This is a genomic window from Nguyenibacter vanlangensis (assembly GCF_013376155.1).
GTDB classification, from domain to species: domain Bacteria; phylum Pseudomonadota; class Alphaproteobacteria; order Acetobacterales; family Acetobacteraceae; genus Gluconacetobacter; species Gluconacetobacter vanlangensis.
On sequence record NZ_JABXXP010000126.1, the window covers coordinates 1 to 6,495 of the forward strand.

General features: G+C 67.5%; 4 protein-coding genes. 2 read left to right on the plus strand and 2 right to left on the minus strand.

Annotation, left to right across the window (positions count from 1 at the left end; genetic code table 11):
* Positions 1–467: 467 nt before the first annotated feature.
* Together rpsA and HUK84_RS08415 are read left to right on the plus strand one after the other, a co-directional pair.
* Positions 468–2,183, plus strand: a complete 1,716-nt coding sequence (gene rpsA / locus HUK84_RS08410; RefSeq protein ID WP_176639900.1) for a 30S ribosomal protein S1 — start codon at positions 468–470, stop codon at positions 2,181–2,183.
* A 234-nt stretch (positions 2,184–2,417) separates the two neighbouring features.
* The gene (locus HUK84_RS08415; protein ID WP_176639901.1) at positions 2,418–4,889 is read left to right on the plus strand and encodes an ABC transporter permease; all 2,472 of its coding nucleotides are present in this window, start codon (positions 2,418–2,420) and stop codon (positions 4,887–4,889) included.
* Between the two features lie 35 nt (positions 4,890–4,924).
* On the opposite strand, the gene HUK84_RS08420 is transcribed toward HUK84_RS08415, so the two are convergent.
* On the minus strand, positions 4,925–5,821 hold the full coding sequence (locus HUK84_RS08420) for a glycoside hydrolase family 16 protein (protein ID WP_176639902.1): 897 nt from the start codon (positions 5,819–5,821) through the stop codon (positions 4,925–4,927).
* A gap of 92 nt (positions 5,822–5,913) precedes the next feature.
* On the minus strand, positions 5,914–6,495 hold a 582-nt coding region (locus HUK84_RS08425; RefSeq protein ID WP_176639903.1), incomplete at its 5' end, for a M16 family metallopeptidase.

Genomic DNA, 6,495 nt, shown 5'->3' on the forward strand with positions numbered 1-6,495 from the left:
GCGCGGTCGCCCCGCTGCGCGCGGCCGAGGACGCGGTGCATATCGACACCGACCACATGACGGCGGACGAGGTACTGGCCGAGGCGCTGCGTATCGTCCGCGAACGGACGGGCTGCCCCGGGTCGGACTGCCCCGGGACGGGGCGCCTCCGCGCCGTGTGATCGGCGTTCCGCCGGTTTTCGGGCATCCGGCGTCCGGTTTGTGTTGACAGACCGGGGGGCGAGGGTGTCTGTGCAATCCACGCGTCGAGGCCGCCCCCCAGGGCGTTCCCCCCAAGGGCATTCCATAGGGCATTCCCCCAGGATATTCCCATGAGGCAGCGGCGCGCCGTTTTTCATCGGCCGTCAGGCATGTCGCGGCACGGGCCGCGGATACAGCCGGGCAAGTCGTTCCGTCCGATCGATGTGACGGTGCGCATGACTTCCGGTCCGCGCCGCGGTGCCGGATACGGGATCTACAGGTACCTCATGGCTTCAGCCACCTTACAGCACGCCACCGACCATTTCGGCGGCGAAGATTTCGCGACCCTGCTCGACGAGACCCTGGGCCGCGACACCGCGTTCGACGGTTCGGTCGTCACCGGCCGCGTCGTGCGCCTGACCGACGAATTCGCGATCGTCGATGTCGGCCTCAAGAGCGAAGGGCGCGTGGCGCTCAAGGAATTCGGCCCGCCGGGCGTCAGCCCCGACGTCAAGCCGGGCGACGTGATCGAACTGTTCGTCGAGCGGTACGAAGATCGCGACGGCTCGATCGTGCTGTCGCGCGAGAAGGCGCGTCGTGAGGAAGCCTGGACGAACCTCGAAAAGGCGTTCGAAGGCAACCAGCGCGTCAACGGCACGATCTATGGCCGCGTCAAGGGCGGCTTCACCGTCGATCTGGGCGGCGCGATGGCCTTCCTGCCGGGCAGCCAGGTCGATATCCGTCCGGTGCGCGACGTCACCCCGCTGATGGGCGTGCCGCAGCCCTTCCAGATCCTGAAGATGGACCGCGCCCGCGGCAACATCGTCGTCTCGCGCCGCGCGGTGCTGGAAGAGACGCGTGCCGAGCAGCGCAGCGAACTGATCCAGGGCCTGAAGGAAGGCATGATCCTGGACGGCGTGGTCAAGAACATCACCGATTACGGTGCGTTCGTCGACCTGGGCGGCGTGGACGGCCTGCTGCATGTCACCGACATCGCCTGGAAGCGCATCAACCATCCGTCCGAGGCCCTGCAGATCGGCCAGCCGGTCCGCGTGCAGGTCATCCGCTTCAACCCGGATACGCAGCGCATCTCGCTGGGCATGAAGCAGCTCGAAGCCGACCCGTGGGAGAACGTGGCGATCAAGTATCCGCCCGGTGCCCGCTATTCCGGCCGCGTCACCAACATCACCGACTACGGCGCGTTCGTCGAGCTGGAGCCGGGGGTCGAGGGCCTGGTGCACGTCTCCGAAATGTCCTGGACGAAGAAGAACGTCCATCCGGGCAAGATCGTCGCGACCTCGCAGGAAGTCGACGTCATGGTCCTGGACGTGGACAGCGCCAAGCGCCGCATCTCGCTGGGCCTGAAGCAGGTGCAGCGCAACCCGTGGGAGCAGTTCGCCGAAGAGCACAAGATCGGCTCGACGGTCGAGGGCGAGATCCGCAACATCACCGAGTTCGGCCTGTTCATCGGCCTGTCCGCGGACATCGACGGCATGGTCCACATGTCCGACCTGTCCTGGGACGAGCCGGGCGAGGTCGCCATGACCCGCTTCGAGAAGGGCCAGGTGGTCAGCGCCAAGGTGCTGGACGTCGATGTCGAGAAGGAACGCATTTCGCTGGGCATCAAGCAGCTGCATGAAGACCCCGCCGCCGATGCGCTGGGCCGCGTGCAGAAGGGCGCGGTCGTCACCTGCATCGTGACCGCCGTCCAGTCGAACGGCATCGAGGTCAAGGTCGATGACGTGCTGACCGGCTTCATCCGCCGCGCCGAGCTGGCGCGCGACAAGGCCGACCAGCGCCCCGAGCGTTTCGCCGTGGGCGAGCGCGTCGACGCCAAGATCGTGTCGGTGGACCGTGCGGCCCGCAAGCTGGCCCTGACCATCCGCGGCCGCGAGGTCGAGGAAGACAAGCAGGCCATCAACGAGTACGGCTCGTCCGACAGCGGCGCTTCGCTGGGTGACATCCTGGGGGCCGCGATCCGCCGCCGCAACGCCGAGGGCTGATCGCCGCCGGCGGGCAGCGTCTCGCAGCAGGACAAGGGGGGCGGCGCCGGTCACGGCGCCGCCCCTTTTCTTTTTCATGGTCCGCTTGACGCGCCGCTCCAGGGTGTCCGATTCCGGACAGACCGTCCGTCTTCGGACAGAAGGCGCCCAGGATTCAAAATTTATCTATATTTATCAATAAGATAAAATCGTCCGAAAATACGGTATGGTGTTTCTCGCGAGGAGAAGCAGCCCATGCTCGTTACCATTTGTCAGAGCATCGTACGACAGGCCCGGCGCCATCCGCTCCATGTCGGGCTCAACGTGGCCGGCCTCGCTCTCGGGATCGGCGTGTTCCTGACGCTCGCCCTGCTGGTCCGTTATGAATATCGCTACAATGCCGGCCTGCCGGACGTCGATCGGCTGGTCCGGGTCGACGAGCACTGGACCCTTCCCGGCAGCGCGCCGAGCGAGACCGGCGACATCAGCTTTCGCGCCCTGCCGTTCCTGCGCGAGGATTTTCCGGAAATCGAGGACGCCGTCCGCCTGACGGGCACCGACCTGCGGACCGAAAGGGCGGGCCTATTCAGCACCTACGTGTCCTATTTGACCGATCCCTCTTTTTTCCGCGTCTTCAAGGTGAAGCTGCTGCACGGTTCGCCGGACGACGCATTGTCGAAGCCCGACGGGCTGGTGCTGTCGCAAGGCGCCGCGCTCAGGCTGTTCGGGACGACGGACGTCCTGGCGCGGACCGTCACGGTGAATCGCAACGGAACGAAGACGGTTCACACGGTCAGCGGCGTTTTGGCCACGCCGGAGGGGCCGGGCTTTTTGTCGAACGTGGACATGCTGGCACCGATCCCCGCACAGGAGGCGCAGACTCGCGCCTGCTACCGCTATTGGGGAAGCTTCTGCGGCGAGATCTATCTGAAACTGCGCCGGCCGGGCGATCTCGCGGCGATGAACGCGCGGCTGCGCGATTTCGTCGTCCGCCGTGCCGCCGGGCCGGGCGACGACCAGGCGTCCCTCGGCGCGCATCCGGACAAAATCTACGCGCTGTCGCTCGTCCCGCTGCGAGAGGCGCGTTTCCACGACCTGACGGTGGAAGACGTGGATGACGGCGTTGACCGGAACGTCGTCGACAGCATCGGACTGATCGGGGTTCTGGCGCTCGGGCTCGCCTGCGCCAATGCGGTCAACCTCGCCACCGCACGGTCCGCCTTTCGCGCCCGCGAGGTCGCGATACGCAAAACGCTGGGCGCCGCAAGGCATGGCCTCTTCGCCCAGTTCATGGGAGAGGCGCTGCTGATCGCCGCGATCGCCGGATTGTCGGGCCTCGCATTCTGCGAGGTCATGACGCCGATCATGGCCAGCCTGACCGGAGAGGCCATCGGGGTGCAGTACGGCTTCGTGCTCGCCATGCTGCCGCTCGTCGTCCTGGTCACCGGCCTGGCAAGCGGCTGCCACCCGGCGGCTGTTCTATCCGCCTACCATCCGGCGACCATCCTGGCGGCGGCACGGACGCCGTCCGGCGGACGCGGCGCCGCGCGGTTGCGCAGCGCGCTCGTGCTCGCGCAATTCGCCATCGCGGTCACGATCGTCATCTGCACGCTCGTCATCGACCGGCAAACGGCGTTCATGCGGGACGCCGATCGCGGCTATGTCCGGTCCGGCCTGCTGATCGGCCAGGAAATACGGTCGCGGGATGCCGGGCTCCAGCGCAGGATGTTCGACACGCTGCGCGCCGTTCCCGGCGTGGCGGCGATCACCATCGGGCAGTTGCAGCCGCGGCCGAACAGCGAATGGCGTTCGACATACAGCTACACGGGGCCGGCCGGGAAAAACGACGTGCAGCTTCTTTTCGATCGCGTCGGCCCCGGCTATCTCGTGACCTATCGCCCCCGCATCCTGGCCGGACGCTGGTTCGATACGGCGCACGGACAGGACGATGCGCCCGCGGATGGCGCCCTCGGGAACGACGGGGTTCGCGTCAATGTCGTCATCAACGCGCGTGCCGCCGCGAAATTCGGCTTTGCCTCGCCAGGGGACGCCGTCGGCAAGGTCCTGCAGAAAGGCGGCATGCAGGCCGCGGTCGTCGGCGTCATCGACGATCTGCGTTTCGGTTCGCCGCGCGCGCCCGTCTATCCGGAAATCATCTATTTCGGCACACTCTCCAAAACGCCCTTCGATAACCCGATCCCGGCGGTCCGTTTCCAAGGCGTGACGGAATCCGAAATGGCCCGGCGCCTGAACCGCGCCTGGGCCGGCATTCTTCCCGACATCGCCAGCGATTTCCAATCGGCGGACGCGCGGACCGATGCGTTCTACAAAGGCGACGAGCGCCGGGGCCATGTCTTTACGTTGGGGGCGGCGGCGGCGATGCTGATCGCGTGCCTCGGGCTCTACAGCCTGGCCGCGTTCGCCGCCGTGCGGCGTACCCATGAGATCGGCATCCGCAAGACAATGGGCGCGACCGGGCGGCAGATCGTGGTCCTGCTGCTCCGCGACCTGCTTCGCCCGGTCATGCTCTCCTGCCTTGTCGCCTGTCCGGTCGCATGGATCGCCATGCGCTCCTGGCTGTCCGGATTCGACCAGCGCATCGCGCTCGATCCGGTCTATTTCCTGCTTGCCGTGGCCGGTGCGCTCCTGGTCGCGGTGCTGACCGTGCTGGGGCAGACGCTCCGCGTCGCCCGCGCCGAACCGGCCCGCGCCCTGAGGGCGGACTGACGGCAGCCACGGCAAGACGGGAAACCGCGATCCGCCTATTCCGCTGTTCCCGCCAGGCAGCGCGCGAAGGCGGCGGAATCGTCGGGCCGATAGACCCGCGCATAATCCACCTGCATGGTCGTGGGATTGGGCGTCCGATTGATCGGCCACCCGCCGCCCAGCGCCAGGTTGATCAGGAACATCAGCGGGCGCTTATGTTCCGGCGGCGTCGGGCTGCGCCAGACCTCCCGGCGGTCGAGGTAGAAGATCGTCTGCGCCGGCGCGACCAGCACGCCGTAGGTGTGGAAACGCGCGACCAGCGTCCCGGGATCGCCCGGGGCGGTAATCACCGTGCCCCAGCCCCCGTCCCGCGCAGCCGTACGGCCGTGCCAGACATGAATCGTCGCATGGTATTTCCCGGGAAATTGCCCGTAATATTCCATCATATCGATTTCGACCGTCTGCAGCGGCCAGTCCTTCGGCGTGCTCTCGTTCAGCCAGATGCCCGGCCAGGTGCCCGGACCGGGCGGCAGCTTCGTGCGCGTCTCGAAATAGCCGTACATCGTGGCGAAGCCGCCACCGACTCCGTCCGCCGACGCGATCAGGCCCGACGTCCAGGCCCCCGCCGCGTCCCGGCGCGCGGTAATCGACAGCACCCCGCCATGGACCGAAAAAGCCGATCCCGGACCGGGATCGGTAAAACGCGCATCACCGAAATCGCCGGCCCAGGGCGTGTGCGTGATCCAGCGCCGGCCATCCAGCCTCCACGCCGCAAGGCTCAGCGTGTCGAATTCATCGTCGAAGACCGGCTGCTGGCCGCACAGTGCCGGCGCGGGTGCCCCCCCGGCGCCGGCCGCCCATGCCGGCGATGCCACGCCGGGGCAGGACAGGCCCGCGCAATACAGCGTGGCGCAGACGATCCACGCGATAGTCCATGGCTGCTTCCCGGTCATGGCATCCCCTTGCGGTTTTCGTTTCGCCGATCCGCCGGCGGGCACGGGACGGCCGCGCCAGCCGAAGCGCATGAAAAACCCGTGCCCCGCCGTTACGGCATGGGGGCGGGGCCCTTGACGATCTCCGCCAGATCTCCCGGCCGGATCCAGGTGCGGAAGGCCGCCTGCACCGCCCCCGCCGTCATGCCGTAATAGGCTTTCGCCGCCAGGTCCGGCGTGTCCAGGGGCAGGCCCAGCCCGATCAGGTGCAAATCCTCGGATGCGATCGAATCCAGGCTGGCCCGCGCCAGCGGCAGCCCGCGCAGCAGCGATGCCTTGGCCAGGGTCAGTTCGGCGTCGGACACGGGCTGGGCCTGCATGGCGGCGACGTCCCGGATGGCGGCATCGCGCGCCTTGCCGACCTTGTCCGGGTCGGCGCCGAAGCTGATGCTGTATCCGCCGCGATTGCGCGACCAGGAAAAATGGCTGCTGACCGAATAGACATAGCCCGTCCTGACCCGCAAATCGCGATAGAGCCGCGACGAAAATCCGTCGCCCAGGATCGCGTTGCCCACGCCCAGCGCGAAATGCGCCGGGTTGCTGGCGGTCAGGCCCAGGCTCTCGGCCAGGACCGCCGTGTCCTGCACGCTGGTGCGGTCGGGCACCTGGGTGCGCGACGCCCGGCTGTCCGGCCG

Coding starts and splice junctions, on each gene's coding strand:
- rpsA (WP_176639900.1), top strand. CDS start 468: ATGGCTTCAGCCACCTTACAGCACGCCACCGACCATTTCGGCGGCGAA.
- HUK84_RS08415 (WP_176639901.1), top strand. CDS start 2,418: ATGCTCGTTACCATTTGTCAGAGCATCGTACGACAGGCCCGGCGCCAT.
- HUK84_RS08420 (WP_176639902.1), bottom strand. CDS start 5,821: ATGACCGGGAAGCAGCCATGGACTATCGCGTGGATCGTCTGCGCCACG.